The organism is Pseudomonas sp. R3-18-08 (assembly GCF_003852065.1).
Lineage (GTDB): Bacteria > Pseudomonadota > Gammaproteobacteria > Pseudomonadales > Pseudomonadaceae > Aquipseudomonas.
Genome location: NZ_CP027729.1, coordinates 4,216,206 through 4,234,855 on the forward strand (window position 1 = coordinate 4,216,206; position 18,650 = coordinate 4,234,855).

Genomic DNA, 18,650 nt, shown 5'->3' on the forward strand with positions numbered 1-18,650 from the left:
AGACGGGAAACGATGGCTCCAATCAACGCCCACAGTTGAACATAAAGCTCATAGCGGTCTGTCGTGACGGCTCTCTTGGTGAGCAGTGTGAGTAACCTTAGCTAAAGCGTCTTTTGAGGCAAGCCCTAGGGCTTGCGCCCTTCCACCTTGATTGGGTTTACAACTTTACCGACGAACGCCCCGGCTTCCTGGTCTGCAGCAAATGCGAGAACACCGCATGCAGATCATCCGACGCGCTTTCCTCATCGAGGTTGAGCTTGCTGTCGATGTGGTCCATGTGATGCATCATCAAGTCCACCGCCAGTACCGCATCCCGGGCTTCGATCGCGTCGATCAATTGGGTGTGTTCATCGTAGGAACAATGCGAGCGGTTGCCGCTTTCGTACTGGGCGATGATCAAGGAAGTCTGGGACACCAGGCTGCGCTGGAAGCTGATCAGCGGCGCATTCTTCGCCGCTTCAGCCAGCTTCAAGTGAAATTCGCCGGAGAGGCGGATGCCGGCGCCACGGTCGCCACGGGAGAAACTGTCGCGTTCGTCGTTGACCATCTGGCGCAACTGGGCCAGTTGCTCAGCGGTAGCGTGCTGCACCGCCAGCTCGGTGATCGCCCGCTCCACCAGGCGCCGCGCCATGAACACTTGGCGGGCCTCGTCGACGCTCGGGCTGGCGACGACCGCGCCACGATTGGGCCGCAGCAGCACCACGCCTTCATGGGCCAGGCGCGACAACGCGCGGCGAATGATGGTGCGGCTCACGCCGAAGATTTCGCCCAGTGCCTCTTCACTCAATTTGGTGCCGGGTGCCAGGCGTTGTTCGAGGATCGCCTCGAAGATATGCGCATAGACGATATCGTCCTGGGTTCCGCTGCGACCGGCCTTGCCGGCTCGCGGTTGTTTCTTGAGAGGTTGCAACTGTTCGTTCATGGGCACTCGGGTTTGGAGAACGGCGGCGAATTAACGGTAATACGGCAACAGCGGGTCGCTGGCAAGTATCACCTGAAAACAGGGCACATTGTACACAACCCACTGCGCCAACACACTGTACGGCTGTTTGCGGCGTCGGCTGTATTGCAATGAGTCGTTGCGTTTGAGTTTAGGCTTGAATCCGCAACTTCTCTTGCACAAGGAACATCTTTCCATGACCGACGCCACCCAAGCGCCCTTGCGCCCGCTGGCCGACACTTCGCCTTCGGCCATCGTCGCCGGCTTCATCGCCATGATGACCGGCTACACCAGCTCGCTGGTGCTGATGTTCCAGGCCGGCCAGGCCGCCGGTTTGACCACAGCGCAGATTTCGTCGTGGATCTGGGCGCTTTCCATCGGCATGGCGGTGTGCAGCATCGGCCTGTCCCTGCGCTATCGCACGCCGATCACCATTGCCTGGTCCACACCTGGCGCGGCACTGTTGATCACCAGCCTGGGCGGGGTCACCTACGGCGAGGCCATCGGCGCCTACATCACTTGCGCGGTGCTGGTGACCCTCTGCGGGCTGACCGGCAGCTTTGAAAAACTGGTCAAGCGCATCCCCGCCTCACTGGCGGCGGCGTTGCTGGCGGGGATTCTGTTCAAGATCGGCAGCGAAATTTTCGTCGCCGCGCAGCATCGCACCGGCCTGGTGCTGGGGATGTTTTTCACTTACCTGGTCATCAAGCGCCTGTCGCCGCGTTATGCCGTGCTGGCTGCACTAGTGATCGGCACCCTGCTGTCGGGCTTGATGGGGCTGCTGGACTTCAGCGGCTTTCACCTGGAAGTCGCGGCACCGGTGTGGACCACGCCGCACTTCTCACTGGCGGCGACCATCAGTATCGGCATCCCGCTGTTCGTGGTGGCGATGACCTCGCAAAACATGCCGGGTATCGCCGTGCTGCGCGCCGACGGCTACAGCGTGCCGGCCTCGCCATTGATCACCACCACCGGCCTCGCCTCACTGGTGTTGGCGCCCTTTGGCTCCCACGGCATCAACCTGGCGGCGATCAGCGCGGCGATCTGCACCGGGCCGCACGCCCATGAAGACCGCAACAAGCGCTACACCGCCGCCGTATGGTGCGGGGTGTTCTACGGGATTGCCGGAGTGTTCGGCGCCACCTTGGCGGCATTGTTCGCAGCGTTGCCCAAGGAACTGGTGCTGTCGATCGCGGCCCTGGCGTTGTTTGGCTCGATCATCAATGGCCTGAGCATCGCCATGAATGAGCCGAAGGAACGGGAAGCGGCGCTGATTACCTTCATGGTCACCGCGTCAGGCTTGACGTTGTTTTCCATCGGTTCGGCGTTCTGGGGGATTGTGGCGGGGGTGTTGACGCTGCTGATCCTGAACGGACGCAAGGCATAAAAAAACGGCGACCCTCAGGTCGCCGTTTTTTTCAGTATCACTTAGCCGCGTTGATCGGCTTTTCCGGATACCACACGTCCAGCAACGGGCTGACGTCAGCCTTGGTCAGCTCGGAACGGGTTTTCAGCCAGGCTTCGACAGCAGCACGCTGCTCTTCGGAGACCGAGCCGCGCTTCTGCAGGCAAACCAGACCGTAGTCGTCGCCGCCGACATAGCCCAGACCGTTGGCTTCCATGGCTTCTTTGATGAATGCTTCGAGGAAAGCGTCGATAGCTTCTTCACTCAGGCCTTCTTTGAAGTCCAGGTTCAGTTCGAAACCCAGCTCTTGAAATTCATCAACGCACAGTTTTTTGCGCAGACGCTGGGAACGGTTAGTCGCCATTGGAACAATCCTCATAAGTAATAACGGGCGGCACTTTAGCAGTTTAAGGCGGCAATTGCCCGACTCTCTGGGACGGGCGGCGCTTAAGCGATAAAAAAACCCCAATTCCCCGCTATCGTTCAGCTACACGTAAGCTCAGCTTGGGGCATAATGCCGACACTTTCATGACCAATGAGGGATTTTCTTACACACCCCTCGCCTTTTTCCACCCTTCTCAGCAGTAGGGTTTTATTTCTTATGATCAAATCTTTACGTTCTGTTTTCCTCGCCGGTGTTCTCCTGCCACTGGCCGTTTGCGCCACCGCCGCCCCCATCAATACCACCCTGCCCCCCAGCGTTGCCCAGGCCCTCCAGAAGGCAAAATTGCAAAACACCGCATTGTCCCTGGTGATGCTGCCCTTGAACGGCCCCGGTACGCCGACCGTGTTCAATGCCGACGTGTCGGTGAACCCGGCCTCCACCATGAAACTGGTGACGACCTACGCGGCCCTGGAAATGCTCGGCCCCAACCATCAGTGGAAGACCGAGTTCTACACCGACGGCGTACTCAGCGGCGGCGTGTTGCGCGGCAACCTGTACCTCAAGGGCGGCGGCGATCCCAAGCTGAATATGGAAAAACTCTGGCTGTTGATGCGCGACCTGCGCGCCAACGGCGTACAGCAGGTCACCGGCGACCTGGTGCTGGACCGCAACTTCTTCCACCAGCCGCAATTGCCGGAGTTCAATGACGACGGCAACGACGAGAACAAGCCGTTCCTAGTCAAGCCCGATGCGCTGCTGGTCAACCTTAAAGCCCTGCGCTTCGTGACACGCAACGATGCCGGGCGGGTGATCGTGTCGGTCGAGCCGCCGATTGCGAGCATTCGCATCGACAACCAGGTGAAAGTCTCCAACGCCAAACAGTGCACCGGCGACGTGCGCTACAGCCCGATGACCGCCGCCGATGGCAGTATGACCGTGACCGTCAGTGGTCAGTTGGCGGACGGCTGCAGTTCGCAGACCTATCTGTCGCTGCTCGACCATGCCACCTACACCGCCGGCGCCGTGCGTGCGATCTGGAAGGAATTGGGCGGCACCATCCAGGGCCGCGATATCCAGGCGCCAGTGCCCAAGGATGCCAAGGTCCTGGCCCGGGCATTCTCGCCGGACCTGGCGGAAATCATCCGCGACATCAATAAATACAGTAACAACACCATGGCCCAGCAACTGTTCCTGAGCCTGGGCGCACAGTTTCGCAACGATGCCGATGGCGACGATGCCAAGGCCGCGCAACGCGTAGTACGTCAATGGCTGGCGAAAAAAGGCATTACCGCGCCACACCTGGTGATGGAGAACGGTTCCGGCCTGTCCCGCGCCGAACGGATCAGCGCCCGCGAAATGGCGGCCATGCTGCAAGCGGCCTGGAAAAGCCCCTACGCCGCCGAGTACATCAGCTCGCTGCCGATCGCCGGCACCGACGGCACCATGCGTAAACGCCTGAAGACCACCGCCATGCGCGGCGAAGCCCATGTGAAGACCGGAACCTTGAACACCGTGCGCGCCATCGCCGGGTTCAGCCGTGACAACAACGGCAACACCTGGGCGGTGGTGGCGATTCTCAACGACTCCAAGCCGTGGGGCGCGTCGTCGGTGCTGGACCAAGTGCTGCTGGACCTGTATCGCCAGCCGAAGGCGGTTGCAGCCGCGCCAGTGCTCTAGACTTATTCAACGCCGCTGCCACACAGCTCCACCCGGTCCCTGCCCGTCTGCTTGGCGGTATACACCGCCGAGTCCGCGCGCAGCAGCAACCCGTCAATGCCTTCATCGACACGCCAGCTGGCCACCCCAAAGCTGGCGGTGACGATGCCCGCCGGCGCCATCGGCGTGCTGCGCAACGACTGCCACAACTGCGTCGCCAAGTGGTAAGCCTGGGCGCCATCGGTGTGCGGGCATAGCACCACGAATTCTTCCCCACCCAACCGACAGAACACGTCGGTGCGGCGCAAGCGTTGGCTGATTCGCCTGCACAGCTCCTGCAACACACCGTCCCCGGCGCCGTGCCCGTACTGGTCGTTGACCCGCTTGAAGTGGTCGACATCCAGCATGATCACCGACAGCGCCCCAGACGTACGGGTGTGGCGCAGCAGTTCGGCTTTCATGCGGTCCTGGAAATAGCGGCGGTTGTGGATGCCCGTCAGGGAGTCAGTGATGGACAGCGTGCGCAATTCTTCTTCCACGCGCTTGAGATCGGAAATATCCGACACATAACCGTGCCACAACGTACCGCCGCCGGGTAATTCCTCCGGCGTGGCCTCGCCACGAATCCAGCGCAGGCCGCGCTGGGGCAACTGCACGCGATACTCTTCGCGCCAATGGCTCAGTTGCAGCGCCGACAAGCGTATCGACGCGCGTACCCGCTCAAGGTCCAGGGGGTGAATGCGTTCCAGGACCTTGCCCGCATCCTGCTGCAACACGCCAAGCTCGATCTCATAGATATCGCGCATGCCTTCGCTGGCGTAAATGAAGCGCCAGCTGTTGTGGGGCTCCAAGGTGAACTGGAAGATGCCGCCAGGCACATGGGCACTGAGCTTTTTCAGCAAGCGATCGCGCGCGGCCAACGCTTCATAGGCGCGCTTCTGCTCAGTGACATCCAGGTAAATCGCCAAATGCCCGACCCACAGGCCATGGTCATCCAGCAACACCGTGACCAGCATGTTTACGGTCAACGGGCTGCCGTCCTCACGCACCAGCGTCCACTCGCGGGCATCCTGTTGACCGTCGGGACTTTCCACCAGCATCGCCTGGCTCGGCGCAATACGCTTGCCCAGCGCCACACTCAAACGCGTGGCGCGGGTCTCGAGCTCAGTGGCCAGGTGCAGGCTTTCCAACGCCAGGCGGCCCACCACTTGCTCGCCCTTGAACCCCAGCATCCGCTCGGCCCCGGCATTGAACATGTTGATGACACCGCGCAAGTCCGTGGCAATGATTGCGACGTGCGTCGCCGCATTCAGCACGCTGCGCAATTGACCGTGCGTGCCCCGCAGCTCCTGTTCACGCAGGCGCAACTGAGCGGTACGCTGCTCCACCAGGGTCAGCGCCCGCTGGCGTTGGCTGACCAGCACATAGAGCAAGGCACTGAGCAGCACACTCAGCAACACGCCCATGATCAGTATGGTGTTGGTCGAAGAATGGTTGGCCTTGTCGAATAACTCACTGGCGCGCAGGCTCAGCGCGTAGACATGGTCACCCAGGGTAAGACGTCGGACGGCGACAAGGCCGCTGCCGCCCGGCACATTGCTGGATGCATACAGCACACGCTGCTCAGTGTCGGAGGTGTCGACGAACTGCATAACCAGGTTATCCCGGTTTGCCTTGGGCAACCCATCGGCCACCAGTTGGCGAATGCTGATCACTGCCATGACATAGCCAACCGGCTGGGCATCGACCGTCTTGCTGACCGGCGCCAGCAGCAGTACCCCTGCGGCATAGGCCGGTTCCACGCCCACCAATTGCATGGGCTGGGACACCGCCGCCTTGCCGCTTTTTTGCGCGCGCTCCAGCACGGCGCGCCGCAAGGGTTGGGCCAGCAGATCGAAACCCAACGGCGAGCCCAACAGACTTTGGGTCTGGCTGTATAACACCGGTACGTATTCATCGCGCTCGGCAGCGGGCGCCAACTCACCTGCCGAATTCAGTTCACGGATGTTGAAAGGTACGCCGCGCTGGCGCGAGATGTCCTGTTCAAACCGGCTGCGCTGATCCCGAGGCACACGCGGCGCCCAGGCATAGGCACGCGCATGCAACAACAAAGGCTGGGCGAAGCCGTCAAATTCGCTGCGCGATACCTCGCTGGAATTGACGAAGAAGCGGCGCAGGCTATCCAGGCGCAGCTCCTGGTCTTCGAAGCGCTCCTGAATCCGGCTGTAGCGCTCGTTGACCAGCAACTGGAAGCGCTGGCGCACCTGCTGCTGGTTAAAGTCGGCAGCGGCCCACGCGATGACCAGGGTCAGCGCGCCACCGATTGCCAGCACCACCAATGCCACCAGCCAAGCCGATGCCTGTTCACTGATAAAACCAAGGATCTTCGGGCGTACGGCTTGCATTGGCATAGGCGATACTCACAACGCCAGCGTGCGGGGTTTTTCACTTTGGCTGGACGTTAAGTTATAGCCATCGGTCGAGGGTTTGACCAGCGTAAATACGGCGGACGCCTGCTGTGGCGAGGGAGCTTGCCCCCTCGCCACACGTATCAGCGTGCGGTGATTTTCCAGGCGCGGTGGATCTTGGCGTTACGCGCGAAATCCGGGTCGATGGTCTTGTCGCTGATCTCCTCGACCGCATAGCGTTGGCTGAGGTTGGCTTCCAGCTGGAACTTGCGGAAGTTGTTCGAGAAGTACAGCACGCCGCCCGGCGCCAGGCGCGCCATGGCCAGGTCGAGCAATTGCACGTGGTCACGCTGCACGTCGAAAATACCTTCCATGCGCTTGGAGTTGGAGAAGGTCGGCGGGTCGATGAAAATCATATCGAACTCATCGCGACTGGCTTCCAGCCACGCCATTACATCACCTTGTTCCAGGCGGTTCTTGTCGGAAAAGCCGTTGAGGGAGAAGTTGCGGCGCGCCCAGTCCAGGTAGGTCTTGGACAAATCGACACTGGTGGTGCTGCGCGCGCCACCCTTGGCCGCGTGCACGCTGGCGGTGGCGGTGTAGCAATACAGATTGAGGAAACGCTTGCCCGCCGATTCCTTCTGAATGCGCAGGCGCATCGGGCGGTGGTCGAGGAACAGGCCGGTGTCCAGGTAGTCGGTGAGGTTGACCAGCAGCTTCACGCCACCTTCGCTGACCTCGGTGAACTTGCCCTGGGCGCTTTGGCGCTCGTATTGCTTGGTGCCGCTTTGACGCTCGCGACGCTTGACCACTACGCGACTTTTGTCGACGTTCAGTGCCTGGGGAATTGCCGCGAGCGCGTCAAACATGCGCGCCGAGGCTTTTTCCGGGTCGATGGACTTCGGCGCGGCGTATTCCTGCACATGCACCCAATCGTGATACAGGTCGATAGCCATGGAGTACTCCGGCATATCGGCGTCGTACACGCGGTAGCAATCCGCGCCTTCACGCTTGGCCCACTTGCCCAGCAGCTTGAGGTTCTTCTGAAGGCGGTTGGCGAACATTTGCCCGCCCTCGCTCAAGCGCGCCTGTTCGACCACCGGGGCCGGGGCTGGCTTGATCGGGTTGCCGTTCTTGTTGTACTGACGCTCCACCGGTTCGGTCGGGGCCTGGTCGTAAGCCGCTTGCTCACGTTCAGCCTGGCGCTGCTCCGGGGTACGACGCTCGCCGGTGACGAACTGATCCGGGTTGACCTTGATCAGCAACAATTTGCACGGTAACGCGCCGTTCCAGAACGAATACTGTTTGTGGCTGCGGATGCCCATGCGCTTGCCCAGGTCCGGCGCGCCGGTGAACACTGCGGCTTCCCAGCCCATGCAAGCCTGGCGCAGACGCTCGCCAAGGTTCTGGTAGAGGTACAACAGGCTGGCCTCGTCCCCCAAACGCTCGCCGTACGGCGGGTTGCAGATCACCAGGCCTTTCTGGTTCTGGTCCGGGCGCGGCTCGAACGTGCCGACTTCGCCCTGGTACACCTTGATCCAGTGGCTCAGGCCGGCGCGCTCGATGTTGTTGCGGGCCGGCTGGATCAGACGCGGATCGGCTTCATAGCCACGCACCCACAGCGGAGTTTTGTTCATGCCGATAGCGGCACGTTCGGTGGCCTCGGCGTGCAGCTTCTTCCACAACGCCGGGACGTGTCCGAGCCACGTGGTGAAGCCCCACAGTTCGCGATTGAGGTTGGGCGCCATGTCGGCGGCGATCATTGCGCCTTCGACCAGGAAGGTGCCGACGCCGCACATCGGGTCGGTCAATGCGCCGCCTTCGGCAGCGATGCGCGGCCAGCCGGCGCGGATCAGGATCGCGGCCGCCAGGTTTTCCTTCAACGGCGCGGCACCCTGCTGCAGGCGGTAGCCGCGCTGGTGCAGGCTGTGGCCGGACAGGTCCAGGGACAGGATGGCTTCGCCACGGTCCAGGCGCAGGTGGATGCGCAGGTCCGGGTTGATCTTGTCGATGGACGGGCGTTCGCCAGTCGGGGTGCGCAGCTTGTCGACGATTGCATCCTTGACCTTCAGCGCGCCGAAGTGGGTGTTGTCGATGCCCGAGCCGTGACCGCTGAACTCCACCGCCAGCGTACCGTCGCTGACCATGTGGTCGGCCCATTCAATATCCAGCACGCCGTGGTAGAGGTCCTCGGCGTCCTTCATCGGGAAGCGCTTGAGCACCAGCAACACCCGGTTGGCCAGACGCGACCACAGGCACAGGCGGTAGGCGGTTTCCATGTCGGCCATGCCGCGCACGGCCGAGGTGTGCTCGCGGGCGTCCTCAAGGCCAAGCCCGACGGCTTCCTCGATCAGCAGGCCTTCGAGGCCCTTGGGGCAGGTGAGGAAGAGTTCAAAACGGTCCGACATGGGGCATTCCAGGCTTTTCAGCAATCAATGAACGGGCGACGCATCGCCGGTTCGGTTTTCAATCAAGCACTTTTCTTGAAGAGTGCTCGCGTGGCACGAATGTGCCGTTCCACCTCGTCTGATGGGCCTTTGGGCCTTTAATGACGGGGCAGAAGAAGAATTTGAAGCAACAAAAAGAAATATTCCGACCCTTCGTCGAATAATAACCGACTGCAACAGGTGGGCATTCTCACCAAAGGATTAAACACATTCTCTTTGCAGGGCACATCATAGCTGGCTTTGCCTAGGAAAAGGGGCGAAAAGCCATCCCAGCTTATGGCTATAGCATCGTTATCGTTACGTGCTTATGACAAAACGATCATTGAATCCATGTGACCTATTGGTTAGAACTCAACACAGGTTGGCGCCGTAACGACGTCGACACTTCGGCTCGCCACGCCGGCAGCGAGCCCACCAACGGCAGAAAAACTCTGCCCGGCCTCACACGAGGCCGAAGGATATCTAGACAGTCAACAAGTGAGGGAAACACCCTATGAGAAGACTTAAGCGTGATCCGTTGGAAAGAGCATTTTTACGCGGATATCAATATGGCGTTCATGGAAAATCCCGTGAGCTTTGCCCATTTACTCTACCGTCGGTGCGCCAAGCCTGGATCAATGGCTGGCGAGAAGGACGAGGCGACAACTGGGACGGTATGACTGGCACTGCGGGTATCCACAGACTCAACGAACTTCACGCCGTCGGCTAATCAGGGCACTTAATTCCGACACATCAACTTGAATATGTAGCGACTTAACCACGCACGTCCTATCCGGGCGGCGGGCTTCGGCCCAGGGGCTCCTTTATGGAGCCCTTTTTATTGCCTGTGTCCACACAAGCGCCTTCAGCGCAGGGCGGCGATCGCGTCCACCGCTTCGCGAATCAGCGCGGGGCCTTTGTAGATGAAACCGGAGTACAGCTGCACCAGGCTTGCGCCCGCCGCGATCTTTTCAGCCGCGTGTTTGCCTTCGGTGATCCCCCCCACGGCGATGATCGGCAGGCGCCCCGCCAGTTCGGCCGCCAGCACCTTGACGATATGGGTGCTTTTGTCCCGTACCGGCGCGCCGGACAGACCGCCCGCCTCGTCACCGTGAGCGAGGCCTTCGACGCCCACACGGCTGAGGGTGGTGTTGGTCGCAATCACCGCATCCATGCCCGCGTTCATCAGGGCCTGAGCCACCAGCACGGTTTCTTCATCGCTCATATCGGGAGCGATCTTGATCGCCAATGGCACTCGCTTGCCGTGGCGCACTGCCAGGTCTTCCTGGCGCTGGCGCAATGCTTCGAGCAATTGCTTGAGGGAGTCGCCGAACTGCAGGCTGCGCAAGCCCGGGGTGTTGGGCGAGCTGACGTTGACGGTGACGTAGCTGGCGTGGGCGTAGACCTTGTCCAGGCAGATCAGGTAATCGTCCACCGCACGCTCTACCGGCGTGTCGAAATTCTTGCCGATGTTGATACCGAGGATGCCCTTGTACTTTGCCGCCTGAACCCGTGACAACAAATGGTCCACACCCAGATTGTTGAAGCCCATGCGGTTGATGATCGCCTCGGCTTCCGGCAGGCGGAAGATCCGGGGCTTGGGGTTACCCGGTTGCGGCCGAGGCGTCACGGTGCCGATTTCGACGAAACCGAAACCCAACTGCGCAAACCCGTCGATTGCCGCACCGTTCTTGTCCAGGCCGGCCGCCAGCCCGACCGGATTGGGAAATTCAAGGCCCATCACCGACACCGGTACTTTCGCCGCAGCCTTGCATACCAGGCCATTGAGCCCCAGGCGGCCACCGGCCCCGATCAGGTCCAGGGACAGATCGTGGGAGGTTTCCGGGGAGAGTTTGAACAACAGCTGGCGGGCCAGGGTATACATGGGCGGGCTAGACTCGGATGGCGGCGAAAGGTGGCGCGATTATAGCCGGGGACACACGCTGCATGCGAGGCGTGCTGCCCAATCGTCAATTACGATGGGCCATCAATGCCTCATAACGCGCCCAGACTTTTTCGGCGTAGCGCATGCGCAACGCATCACGCTCCGCCCCGGCGCCCGCTCCCACATTGTAGGAACCTACCGCCGTCCAGTTATAGCCGAAACGCTGAACGAACCCGGCAAGAATCGAGGCACCGACCTCCACCGACAAACACGGCTCGCTCAACAGCCGCTCTTCGGTAATGCCCAGCTTGAGCAGGCGAGGCAGGTGACTGCTGTTGATTTGCATCAAGCCGATATCATGCGTGCCATTAGCGTTGGCATAGTTGATCGCTTCTGCGCGGTACCCCGACTCTACCGCCGCGATGGCCTGCAGCAACTCCGGCTCGAAGTCGTAACGACGCGCCACTTCATCCCAGCAGTAGGCCAGGGCCTGGTTGCTGCCCATCAGCACACCCAGCATCAGGCCCCTGCCCCACACTTTAAACATTGCTGATCTGTCCGCACGCCGAACACACGTACATGACGTGCTTGGGCTCAACGTTCCGGACCTGCACAGGGCAGGTAAAACGGTAGCCCTTGCCATACACGGTCTTGATAAACCCTTTGTCGGCCTTCAAGTGTCTGCGCAAGGCGTAGATGCAACGTGTCAATGACTCATCAGCCACCTCGCCCCGGGGCCAGGCAAGCGCCAACAAGCGGTCCTTGGTCATCAACGAACCGCCGGAAACCAGCAACAGTCGGAGCACGCTCCCTTCTTTGGGCGGCAGTTGAATATCGGTTTCCCTACCCGTGAGCCGACCATCTTCATGCAAGGTCCAGTGAGCGAAAACCAGGGAATTTGTCGATTCTTCAATCCCGATGTCCATAAGGCGTCCTGCACATTCGACTGCTGACATTCAAACCCTTCTTGCTGTGACGGCGCACTCGCCCGATGCCATGACTATAAAAACCTGTCTCGCGTATCACGCTAGGAAAAACCCTATTCAGTCAGCGTTTTTCAGCGTCTCGTTGTAAGACAGTTCACCACTCAACCCGAACGAGGTAGCCATTCCTGATACACCTCATGCAATTCAACGCCTAACCGGTCCTCCAGCTGCACCAACTCACCCACAGCCATCAACTGCCCGTTGACCCGCACCTCCACGCAGTGGATGACCTCAGGCGCCAAAGGCAACACTTTCCCCGGCGCAAACGCAGCCAGACGCTTACGGCTGATCAATTGCTCCTGCAGCAGTATTTCCAGGTACATGGACAAACGCCTTTTATTCAGGGGGAACGCTCGCGGCCCGGCCTTACGAACGCACGTTGCACACGTTCATATTGCGCAGCCGTCAACGGCGGCGGCCCGGCCGGAGGCTTCGATTCGTCACGGTCCACATCCACCCGCCATGACGAGACTTCATTCAGTTGCTTGGGTACATCCAGTTCATCTACCAGCTTCTCGATCAGGCTTACCTGGGCCGGTTTGCCTTTGATCAAGAGGCTGTTGGTGTCCGCATAGGCGATCAGCGTCAGGTTCTTGTCCGCCAGCGGGCCCTTCTGCTCACTGGCCAGCAGGCCTTGAATGATGGAGGCCATCCCCGGCACGCTGACCTTGCTCGCACCGCTGCCATACTGCCGATCCTCGACGTGGGTATTGAATACCTGCACCACCCCGAAGGCGTGCGTCCCCACGCGCAGCTCACTGCGTCGGCGGTCCGTCAATTGCGCCAGCCGCAGCACTTGGTTGACATAGCTGGGTGGCCCGGACACGTAGAAGGTACGCACCCCGCTGTCGCGCAAGGGATAGCGCGATTCATCCAGCCCCGTTCGGCGCAGGATGCCGCGCAGTCGGTTGACCGAGATGTACCGCAACGCCACCACGGAGGTTCTCGCTTCAGTCGCGTTGTAGACGTGCACCGATTGCCCGTCGCTGTGCCAGATCAGGCCTTCACGTCGGGCCAGCGCTTCGAGGACCTGTTGGGGCGCCTCGAAATCGAAGGTCCCGCTGACACGCCTGGGCGCCGCCTCCCGACTGACCACCACAGGCAGACCCAGGGGCACCGACAATGCAGCGAAAAAACTGGCCAGGCTTTCATCGCTGGCCTGATACGGCTCGCCCCAGGCAACCCGGCTGAGCAGCAACAGCACCACCCACAGCAGCGTGCTACCGAGGCAGTGGCGGTTCGTCGGAATGGGAGATTCAGCATGCACCTTGGTTTTCCTGGGGCGGTAGAACGCGAAAGAGCGGCCATACTGAGAGGCAGGCGAGGTTCAATCATGATGGAAAGCTGACGGCTGCCCCGTGGCATGTGCCTTGCTATGCACTCTCTATCAGGGCGCGCGCCAACGACGGAGCGGGCCTACGGACAAAGGCGTCGTTTCCCTGTAATGGCTGGTATCGCCATCCGAGGAAGCGACGCTTTTTTTTGAGAGAAAAGGTAGGTGTGGATGAACGATTCGGTCGGCAACAGCCCGGTGACCCCGGCGCTGGCCTGGGTAAACGGCAGTGACGCGCCGGAAAAGAGCAGTCTCGACCTGGGGTTCATGGCCTTGACTGATTGCGCCTCGCTGGTGGTCGCCGCCACCCAGGGGTTTGCGCAACCCTATGGCCTCACGCTCAACCTCAAGCGTCAAACGTCCTGGGCCAACTTGCGCGACAAACTGGTCAGCGGCGAGCTGGACGCCGCCCACAGCCTGTACGGGCTGATCTATGCCGTGCACCTGGGCATCGGCGGCGTTGCTCCGAGCCCGATGGCGGTGCTGATGGGGCTGAACCAGAACGGGCAGAGCATCAACCTGTCCCGTGGGCTGCAACAGCAAGGCGTGGTCACTCCTGAGGCATTGGAGCGACACGTGCACCAAAGCCGTACAAAACTCACCTTTGCCCAGACTTTTCCCACCGGCACCCACGCCATGTGGCTGTATTACTGGCTGGCGAGCCAGGGCATCCACCCGCTGCGGGACGTGGACAGCGTGGTGGTGCCCCCGCCGCAAATGGTCGCGCACCTGCAAGCCGGTCGTATCGACGGCCTGTGCGTCGGTGAACCCTGGTGCGCCAGCGCGGTAAAGCAGAACCAGGGCTTCACCCTGGCGACCAGCCAGTCGATCTGGCCAAATCATCCGGAAAAGGTCCTGGGCTGTACCCAGGCCTTCGTCGACCAATACCCCAATACCGCCCGTGTGCTGGTGATGGCGATTCTTGAAGCCAGCCGCTTTATCGAAGCGAGCACGCAAAACCGTCGCTCCACCGCCCAGCTGCTCAGCGCCCGCGAGTACCTCGACGCGCCCCTGGACTGTATCGAACCGCGCCTGCTGGGCAATTACGACGATGGCCTGGGCAACCAGTGGCAGGACCCGCATGCGCTGCGTTTTTTCGCCGATGGCACGGTCAACCTGCCCTACCTTTGCGATGGCATGTGGTTCATGACCCAGTTCCGCCGCTGGGGCCTGTTGCGCGAAGACCCGGACTACCTCGACGTTGCCCGCCAGGTGCAACAACTGGAGGTGTACCGTCAAGCCGCCAGCGCCGTCGGCGTCCCGCCCCATGACGAAGATATGCGCAGCAGCCAGTTGATCGACGGCAAGGTCTGGGACGGCTCCGACCCCGCCGGCTATGCCCGCAGCTTCCGTCTGCACGCCATGGCGGACGACACCAGCCGCCAAGCGCTGCGCTGACAGGAGCACGACCATGCTGCGAATCCTGTTGATCAACGACACCCCGCGCAAAGTCGGCCGGCTCAAGGCCGCGTTGACCGAGGCCGGTTTTGAGGTGATCGATGAATCCGGCCTGACCATCGACTTGCCCGCGCGCGTCGAAACGGTGCGCCCCGACGTGATCCTGATCGATACCGAGTCACCCGGCCGCGATGTGATGGAACAGGTGGTGCTGGTCAGTCGCGATCAACCCCGCCCTATCGTGATGTTTACCGACGAGCACGACCCGAATGTCATGCGCCAGGCGATCAAGTCCGGGGTCAGTGCCTACATCGTCGAAGGCATCCAGGCCCAGCGCCTGCAACCGATCCTCGATGTGGCCATGGCACGCTTCGAAAGCGACCAGGCCCTGCGCGCCCAGCTTCACGCCCGCGATCAACAGTTGGCGGAGCGCAAGCGCATCGAGCTGGCCAAAGGTCTGCTGATGAAAATGAAGGACTGCAATGAGGAAGAGGCCTACACCCTCATGCGCCGCCAGGCCATGAGCCGCCAGCAGAAACTGATCCAGGTCGCCGAACAGATTATTGCCATGAGCGAATTGCTCGGGTGATGTGGCGCGGCTCTTGCTAAAGAACCTCTACAGGTAGCCAACGGCGGTTGCCCAATCCACGACAAAGACGTCGCACACCCGGTTTGCCCTCGCGAACCCGGTGGCGGCGTTTTTTCGTTTTAGACCCAACCGTTGAGGTGCGTGATGAAATCAAGCTTCTGGAAATCCGGGCACACCCCGACCCTGTTTGCCGCGTTCCTGTATTTCGACCTGAGCTTCATGGTCTGGTACCTGCTGGGCCCGCTGGCGGTACAGATTGCCGCCGACCTGCACCTGACCACTCAACAGCGCGGCCTGGTGGTCGCCACGCCGATCCTGGCGGGCGCGGTGTTGCGCTTTCTCATGGGCATGCTGGCCGACAAGCTGTCGCCCAAGACCGCCGGGCTGATCGGCCAGGTGATTGTCATCGTCGCGTTGTTCTGCGCCTGGAAGCTGGGCATTCACAGCTACGAGCAAGCCCTGCTGCTGGGCCTGTTCCTCGGCATGGCCGGCGCCTCGTTTGCCGTCGCCCTGCCGTTGGCCTCGCAATGGTACCCGGCCGAGCACCAAGGCAAAGCCATGGGCATCGCCGGCGCCGGCAACTCCGGCACCGTGTTTGCGGCCTTGCTGGCCCCGGTACTGGCGGCGGCCTTTGGCTGGAGCAATGTGTTCGGCTTCGCGCTGATTCCGCTGATCCTCACCCTGATCGTGTTCGCCTGGCTCGCCCGCAATGCCCCGCAACGCCCGAAAGCCAAGTCGATGGCCGACTACTTCAAAGCCCTGGGTGATCGCGACAGTTGGTGGTTCATGTTCTTCTACAGCGTGACCTTTGGCGGCTTCATCGGCCTGGCCAGCGCCCTGCCCGGCTACTTCAACGATCAGTACGGCCTGAGCCCGGTGACTGCCGGCTACTACACCGCAGCCTGTGTCTTCGGTGGCAGCCTGATGCGCCCCTTGGGCGGTGCCTTGGCGGATCGTTTCGGCGGGATCAAGACCCTGCTCGGCATGTACAGCGTGGCGGTGATCTGCATCGCGGCGGTGGGTTTCAACCTGCCCAGTTCCTACGCCGCGCTGGCGCTTTTCGTCTGCACCATGCTCGGCCTTGGCGCCGGTAATGGCGCAGTGTTCCAACTGGTGCCACAGCGTTTTCGCAGTGAGATCGGCGTGATGACCGGTTTGATCGGCATGGCCGGCGGCATTGGCGGCTTTGTGCTGGCAGCCGGCATGGGTGCGATCAAACAGAGTACCGGCAGTTACCAGGTGGCCCTGTGGCTGTTCGCCAGCCTCGGCGTGCTGGCCTGGTTTGGCCTGCACGGCGTCAAGCGTCGCTGGAGAACCACCTGGGGCTCGGCTGCCGTGACCGCTGCGCGCGTCTGATGAGCCTGCAACTGAGCGTCGCCCAGGCCAGTGCGATCGGCCCACGGGCGGAAAACCAGGACGCGCTGCGGGTGGTCACGCCCATGGCGGAACTGGCCGCGAGCAAAGGCTACCTGTGCGCGTTGGCCGACGGTGTCAGCCAATGCGCCGATGGCGGCCTGGCTGCACGCTCGACCTTGCAGGCGCTGGCCCTGGACTACTACGCCACGCCGCAGACCTGGGGCGTGGCCCAGGCGCTGGAACGTTTACTGGTCGCGCAGAATCGCTGGCTGCAAGCCAATGGCGGCGGCCAGCCGCTGCTGACCACCCTCAGCGCCCTGGTGTTTCGTGGCCAGCGTTTCACCCTGGCCCACGTCGGCGATTGCCGCGCCTATCGCTGGCTGGACGGCGAGCTGCAGCGCATCAGCGAAGACCATGTGTGGGAGCAACCGGGCATGCAGCATGTGCTCAAGCGTGCCCTCGGCCTGGACCAACATTTGGTGCTGGATTTTCTCGACGGGGAACTGCGCGCCGGCGAGTGTTTCCTGCTGCTCAGTGACGGGGTCTGGGCCACGTTGGGCGACCACAGCATCCGCGCGATTCTGCGCGAACAAAGCGACTTGGACCTGGCGGTCAACACCCTGGTGAATGCCGCGCACTTGGCAGGAAGCCAGGACAACGCCAGCGCCTTGCTGGTGCGCGTCGACGCACTCGGCGCCGCCACGCTGGGCGACGCACTGGTGCAGCTGCAGCAGTGGCCGCTGCCGCCGCTGCTCAAGGCCGGGCAACGCTTCGAAGGTTGGCAGGTGCACAGCCTGTTGGCGCAGAGCCGACAGTCATTGCTGTATCGGGTAGAGGATGATCAACAGCGCCCCTGGTTGCTGAAAACCTTGCCGCTCAATCGCGAAGCAGAGACTGACGCCGCCCAGGCCCTGCTCTCGGAAGAATGGTTTCTGCGCCGGGTCGCCGGCCGCGCATTCCCTGAAGTGCATGCCGCCAGCGGGCGTCAGCATTTGTACTACGTGATGCGTGAATATCCGGGGCAAACCCTGGCGGAACTGTTCAAGCGCCAGGGCCCATTGCCCCTGGCTCAATGGCAGTCCATCGCCGAGCGTTTGCTGCGCGCGGTGGGCCTGCTGCATCGGCGGCAGATCCTGCACCGCGATATCAAGCCGGAAAACCTGTTGCTGGGGGACGACGGTGAACTGCGCGTGCTGGATTTCGGCCTGGCCTACTGCCCAGGGCTGTCTGAAGACCGCGCGCATGTGCTGCCCGGTACCCCGAGTTTTATCGCGCCGGAGTCGTTCAATGGCGAGCGGCCTACGACGCAACAGGATTTGTATAGCGTCGGCGTCACGCTCTATTACCTGCTGACCGGCCACTATCCCTACGGCGAAATCGAAGCTTTCCAACGCCCGCGCTTCACTCAGGCGGTCAGCGCCAGCCGCTACCGTCCCGACTTGCCCGACTGGTTGCCCGCGAGCCTCGAACGGGCCGTGGCCGCGCAACCGCAGCAACGCTATGAAACCGCCGAAGAATGGCTGCTGGTGCTGGAACAGGCCGACCGCCGTGAGCTGAGCGTGCGCGCCCGCCCCTTGCTGGAGCGTGAACCGCTCAAGGTCTGGCAAACCCTGGCGATGGCTTCGTTGCTGATCAATCTGGTGCTGCTCTACTGGCTATTGCACCACTAACGGGCAAAACCCTGCGGCATTCGCGCTAAATGCCCAATAAAACTGGGGGCATCGGCACTTGGCACAGCTGCTGCATTAGCTATCCCAACAACCCACATATAGCCGCTCCTTCAACGTCGAAGGGCCGAGCTTCCCGAGAGAACGGGACCAGGACAAAGGCGTCCTCGCTAGGTAACTAGCGGGGACGCCTTTTTTTGTTTGCGCGTGATTGGT

Annotated in this window: 15 protein-coding genes and 1 pseudogene; 7 read left to right on the forward strand and 9 right to left on the reverse strand. The window is 61.6% G+C overall.

From position 1 onward, the window contains the following. Positions 1-157: 157 nt before the first annotated feature. A complete protein-coding gene (locus tag C4J92_RS19260; RefSeq protein ID WP_124404950.1) occupies positions 158-922 on the reverse strand; it encodes a GntR family transcriptional regulator in 765 nt (254 codons plus the stop codon). Between the two features lie 214 nt (positions 923-1,136). On the opposite strand from C4J92_RS19260, the gene C4J92_RS19265 reads away from it, so the two are divergent. Next, entirely contained in the window at positions 1,137-2,327 is a 1,191-nt protein-coding gene (locus tag C4J92_RS19265; protein WP_124363918.1) for a benzoate/H(+) symporter BenE family transporter, read from the forward strand. A gap of 37 nt (positions 2,328-2,364) precedes the next feature. On the opposite strand, the gene C4J92_RS19270 is transcribed toward C4J92_RS19265, so the two are convergent. After that, on the reverse strand, positions 2,365-2,709 hold the full coding sequence (locus C4J92_RS19270) for a YggL family protein (RefSeq protein WP_124367947.1): 345 nt from the start codon (positions 2,707-2,709) through the stop codon (positions 2,365-2,367). Positions 2,710-2,946: 237 nt separating this feature from the next. Here C4J92_RS19270 and dacB point away from each other — a divergent pair, with 237 nt between their 5' ends. Continuing rightward, positions 2,947-4,407 (forward strand): D-alanyl-D-alanine carboxypeptidase/D-alanyl-D-alanine-endopeptidase, encoded by a 1,461-nt coding sequence (dacB, locus tag C4J92_RS19275; RefSeq protein ID WP_124404951.1) that lies wholly within the window; start codon positions 2,947-2,949, stop codon positions 4,405-4,407. 2 nt (positions 4,408-4,409) lie between these two features. Here the strand turns inward: dacB and C4J92_RS19280 are convergent, their stop codons facing one another. Together C4J92_RS19280 and rlmKL are read right to left on the reverse strand one after the other, a co-directional pair. Then, positions 4,410-6,797 (reverse strand): GGDEF domain-containing protein, encoded by a 2,388-nt coding sequence (locus C4J92_RS19280; RefSeq protein WP_124404952.1) that lies wholly within the window; start codon positions 6,795-6,797, stop codon positions 4,410-4,412. A gap of 140 nt (positions 6,798-6,937) precedes the next feature. After that, positions 6,938-9,202, reverse strand: coding sequence for a bifunctional 23S rRNA (guanine(2069)-N(7))-methyltransferase RlmK/23S rRNA (guanine(2445)-N(2))-methyltransferase RlmL (gene rlmKL, locus C4J92_RS19285; RefSeq protein ID WP_124404953.1), 2,265 nt, complete (start codon positions 9,200-9,202; stop codon positions 6,938-6,940). Between the two features lie 532 nt (positions 9,203-9,734). Between rlmKL and rmf the strand changes: the two genes are divergently transcribed. Then, complete coding sequence (gene rmf, locus C4J92_RS19290; RefSeq protein WP_002553055.1) at positions 9,735-9,950, forward strand: ribosome modulation factor; 216 nt, start codon at positions 9,735-9,737, stop codon at positions 9,948-9,950. 135 nt (positions 9,951-10,085) lie between these two features. Here the strand turns inward: rmf and C4J92_RS19295 are convergent, their stop codons facing one another. The 5 genes and pseudogenes from C4J92_RS19295 to C4J92_RS19315 form a co-directional block, all read right to left on the reverse strand. After that, positions 10,086-11,105: a quinone-dependent dihydroorotate dehydrogenase gene (locus tag C4J92_RS19295; protein WP_124363922.1), complete on the reverse strand. Its 1,020-nt coding sequence runs from the start codon at positions 11,103-11,105 to the stop codon at positions 10,086-10,088. 85 nt (positions 11,106-11,190) lie between these two features. Beyond that, complete coding sequence (locus tag C4J92_RS19300; RefSeq protein ID WP_124404954.1) at positions 11,191-11,652, reverse strand: transglycosylase SLT domain-containing protein; 462 nt, start codon at positions 11,650-11,652, stop codon at positions 11,191-11,193. Further along, entirely contained in the window at positions 11,645-12,031 is a 387-nt protein-coding gene (locus C4J92_RS19305) for a winged helix-turn-helix domain-containing protein (protein ID WP_124404955.1), read from the reverse strand. Before C4J92_RS19305 ends, C4J92_RS19300 begins: the two co-directional genes overlap by 8 nt. Before the next feature lie 161 nt (positions 12,032-12,192). Beyond that, on the reverse strand, positions 12,193-12,414 hold the full coding sequence (locus C4J92_RS19310; protein ID WP_124371513.1) for a FliM/FliN family flagellar motor switch protein: 222 nt from the start codon (positions 12,412-12,414) through the stop codon (positions 12,193-12,195). Between the two features lie 107 nt (positions 12,415-12,521). Next, positions 12,522-13,358, reverse strand: a pseudogene (locus C4J92_RS19315) (secretin N-terminal domain-containing protein); the annotation flags it as partial. A 237-nt stretch (positions 13,359-13,595) separates the two neighbouring features. On the opposite strand from C4J92_RS19315, the gene C4J92_RS19320 reads away from it, so the two are divergent. The 4 genes from C4J92_RS19320 (at position 13,596) to C4J92_RS19335 (ending at position 18,437) form a co-directional block, all read left to right on the forward strand. Continuing rightward, positions 13,596-14,822 (forward strand): CmpA/NrtA family ABC transporter substrate-binding protein, encoded by a 1,227-nt coding sequence (locus tag C4J92_RS19320; RefSeq protein WP_124404956.1) that lies wholly within the window; start codon positions 13,596-13,598, stop codon positions 14,820-14,822. A 13-nt stretch (positions 14,823-14,835) separates the two neighbouring features. Continuing rightward, positions 14,836-15,411: an ANTAR domain-containing response regulator gene (locus C4J92_RS19325; protein ID WP_057721200.1), complete on the forward strand. Its 576-nt coding sequence runs from the start codon at positions 14,836-14,838 to the stop codon at positions 15,409-15,411. 144 nt (positions 15,412-15,555) lie between these two features. Next, positions 15,556-16,767, forward strand: coding sequence for a NarK/NasA family nitrate transporter (locus tag C4J92_RS19330; RefSeq protein WP_124367953.1), 1,212 nt, complete (start codon positions 15,556-15,558; stop codon positions 16,765-16,767). Further along, positions 16,767-18,437, forward strand: a complete 1,671-nt coding sequence (locus tag C4J92_RS19335) for a bifunctional protein-serine/threonine kinase/phosphatase (protein WP_124404957.1) — start codon at positions 16,767-16,769, stop codon at positions 18,435-18,437. The genes C4J92_RS19330 and C4J92_RS19335 overlap by 1 nt, the downstream gene beginning before the upstream one ends. The last annotated feature ends 213 nt before the right edge of the window (positions 18,438-18,650 follow it).

Coding starts and splice junctions, on each gene's coding strand:
- C4J92_RS19335 (WP_124404957.1), top strand. CDS start 16,767: ATGAGCCTGCAACTGAGCGTCGCCCAGGCCAGTGCGATCGGCCCACGG.
- C4J92_RS19320 (WP_124404956.1), top strand. CDS start 13,596: ATGAACGATTCGGTCGGCAACAGCCCGGTGACCCCGGCGCTGGCCTGG.
- C4J92_RS19325 (WP_057721200.1), top strand. CDS start 14,836: ATGCTGCGAATCCTGTTGATCAACGACACCCCGCGCAAAGTCGGCCGG.
- C4J92_RS19305 (WP_124404955.1), bottom strand. CDS start 12,031: ATGGACATCGGGATTGAAGAATCGACAAATTCCCTGGTTTTCGCTCAC.
- dacB (WP_124404951.1), top strand. CDS start 2,947: ATGATCAAATCTTTACGTTCTGTTTTCCTCGCCGGTGTTCTCCTGCCA.
- C4J92_RS19270 (WP_124367947.1), bottom strand. CDS start 2,709: ATGGCGACTAACCGTTCCCAGCGTCTGCGCAAAAAACTGTGCGTTGAT.
- C4J92_RS19265 (WP_124363918.1), top strand. CDS start 1,137: ATGACCGACGCCACCCAAGCGCCCTTGCGCCCGCTGGCCGACACTTCG.
- C4J92_RS19295 (WP_124363922.1), bottom strand. CDS start 11,105: ATGTATACCCTGGCCCGCCAGCTGTTGTTCAAACTCTCCCCGGAAACC.
- C4J92_RS19310 (WP_124371513.1), bottom strand. CDS start 12,414: ATGTACCTGGAAATACTGCTGCAGGAGCAATTGATCAGCCGTAAGCGT.
- rlmKL (WP_124404953.1), bottom strand. CDS start 9,202: ATGTCGGACCGTTTTGAACTCTTCCTCACCTGCCCCAAGGGCCTCGAA.
- C4J92_RS19330 (WP_124367953.1), top strand. CDS start 15,556: ATGAAATCAAGCTTCTGGAAATCCGGGCACACCCCGACCCTGTTTGCC.
- C4J92_RS19280 (WP_124404952.1), bottom strand. CDS start 6,797: ATGCCAATGCAAGCCGTACGCCCGAAGATCCTTGGTTTTATCAGTGAA.
- C4J92_RS19300 (WP_124404954.1), bottom strand. CDS start 11,652: ATGTTTAAAGTGTGGGGCAGGGGCCTGATGCTGGGTGTGCTGATGGGC.
- C4J92_RS19260 (WP_124404950.1), bottom strand. CDS start 922: ATGAACGAACAGTTGCAACCTCTCAAGAAACAACCGCGAGCCGGCAAG.
- rmf (WP_002553055.1), top strand. CDS start 9,735: ATGAGAAGACTTAAGCGTGATCCGTTGGAAAGAGCATTTTTACGCGGA.